This window comes from Pseudoalteromonas sp. Isolate6 (assembly GCF_022398435.1).
Classification (GTDB): Bacteria; Pseudomonadota; Gammaproteobacteria; order Enterobacterales; family Alteromonadaceae; genus Pseudoalteromonas; species Pseudoalteromonas galatheae.
Window position 1 is genome coordinate 1 of sequence record NZ_JAKEVK010000349.1, and the last position, 2268, is coordinate 2268.

The window sequence follows — 2268 nt, forward strand, 5'->3', positions numbered from 1 at the left end:
TAACTTACCAGTCAAAGGCTATAATTTAAACAGGCAAATCACCTGCTACACGCAAGGAGTGACTTGTCCGAGCCATCGATTGGCTCGCTAAGAACAAATTACATCTAGATAACATGTTAAAAATGCTCAATTTTATCTGTTGCTGGTTATTTGTCGCCATAAATGGCGACCTACGTAAGATCTTGGCGTAAAGTTCTCGGTAATGCATTTTTATGTCGTGACATCTCATCTGATACTGCTGAGATAAATTGGTCGGCATCATCTACCCCGACAAATATATTTTTAACACTCCCCACGGGTTCAATCAGTTCAATTTCAACATTTGGATAGCCTGAGTAGTTATAACGTTTTATAGACCTAGCACGCTTTACAAACTCCATGTTCTTCTGAATTTTTTCTATGTTGCTTAACGGTATTGCCAATGGCTGATAAAGACCATATCGGATGAACAAATGATTTCCCACCAAAGAAATAGGCCGTTTTGCAACAGCGCGGTACTCCGCAAAGAAAAATACTAAGCTAAACGCTGTCAGCAGAGTAATGATATTTGCCGCAAATGGGGACCAAATAAAATGCAAAAATAGATGCATAATTGGCATTTCAAACGCTATTAATAAAATAAAGCCAAGCAGATTACTTTGTGCGCCATCTTTACTATGGTAAGTAAAGTGCTGCTCGCCACTAAAACTTTCAGGCTGCACTCGCTTAGAAAAAAGCGCATAGGTCCACATACGCGTTTCAAAACTCAGTAGCTTTGCAACAGGGCCGTCACCCGCATATTTTTTAATTGGCTTTTCAATGGCATGGTCGGGATCTTCACTCTTGCAAATGGCGGCTTTAATCGCAAGGTATACGGTTAAAATTGCAGCCAGTTCAAAGGCAAGCACGATAGCCAATAAAACATAGCGCCCACTCTCAAGATAATGCCAAACCAGTTTGCTTTGTTCGGGAATAATGTAACTGCCGACGAGCACCGCAAGGCACACTAAAATAATCGACTTCAACAAGGCTTCTTTTCTATCTTCAACACAGAAAAAGCAGACTATCGGCAAGACTATTAACGCATCTAACAGAAACAGCCATTCAAAATTTGCATTGCCATAATCATTAAGCGTACCGTTTGATTGGTAATAGAACCCCCACCATAACGAAACACACACAAGAAATAATAAGGGGACTTTTGACTTAATAGAACTACTCATACATGTCTCCGTGCAGTATCAAGCCTGAGCTAAAATTCTTGACGAAAGAGCGAAAACCAAGCCCTTAAGCTTCTTATGAGTAACTAGTTAAGCATGCAAACAAGCTGCATGCTTTCCCGTCAGCCAAAACCTTAGCTCTTGAAGCAATTCAGCTTCAATCTCAAAAGTAGTTTTCGTTTTGAAATCAAGCGTTTCAGTATTACTATAGCGCTCACTACCCGAGTGAGTCACTTCAAGTGCTAGATGCCCCAATGACGATAGAGAGTAATATCTTAGTCTTAACTCACGGTCGTCGTAGGTATCTTCGGCTGCACCACGCAATAATAATTGCGCCTCACCAGTTCTGGTGTCGTAAAGAGAGCTCAGTGCATTTATGAATTGCGCTATTTCGTCATCATGAGAACTAGAGTATGCCTTAAACGCCAGATTAGATGAGGAATGAGTACTCTTTATTTTCGAATGAACGCAAACTTCCTTAACCCACTCTTCATCGTCAGCATAACCAAAAAATGACAGCTCGAGTTCAACATTAGACCTTCTATCGATTGAATGAATTTGCATAAATCTACTTGTCTAAAGAGCCTGTTAAGAAGGTGAAAATGTTTAGCTAAAATATGGAGCGAAGCGAAACCAAACCCGCTGTCTTAGTTACGTTTTAAATGCCTTGTCAGCTGTGATTCAACCAACAAACCTTCGTTTCTGTTCGTATATCAATTACTTTTTTAGGTTTATACGGAGTATCTAGAGTAGCAATCGCCACTGACACCCAATCAGGATAGTTTTCACTACCTCCCCACTCAATACTCGAGCGGCAAACTTTACAGAATTTTCGCTTAATATTGGCAGAAGAGTTGTATTCTGTTAGCGAAGAAGAGCCAGATAAATAAACGACATCGCTTTTAGGTAAACTAGCATATGTAGCAAACGCTGCACCGTGTTGTTTTTGACACATATTACAATGGCAGTGTGATGCTTTTTTAGGCTCACTTAACAATTTATATTTTACTTCTCCACAGAGACAACTACCTAAATACATAATAACCTTACTGCTCATTCGCGTGAATTC

Annotated in this window: 3 protein-coding genes; all 3 read right to left on the minus strand. The window is 40.0% G+C overall.

Annotated elements, in window-relative coordinates:
• Nucleotides 1-170: 170 nt before the first annotated feature.
• A complete protein-coding gene (locus L1D50_RS22750) occupies nt 171-1202 on the minus strand; it encodes a hypothetical protein (protein WP_239966909.1) in 1032 nt (343 codons plus the stop codon).
• Between the two features lie 87 nt (nt 1203-1289).
• Nucleotides 1290-1763, minus strand: a complete 474-nt coding sequence (locus tag L1D50_RS22755; protein WP_239966910.1) for a hypothetical protein — start codon at nt 1761-1763, stop codon at nt 1290-1292.
• Nucleotides 1764-1869: 106 nt separating this feature from the next.
• A partial coding sequence (locus L1D50_RS22760) for a GFA family protein (protein ID WP_239966911.1) occupies nt 1870-2268 on the minus strand: 399 nt, incomplete at its 5' end.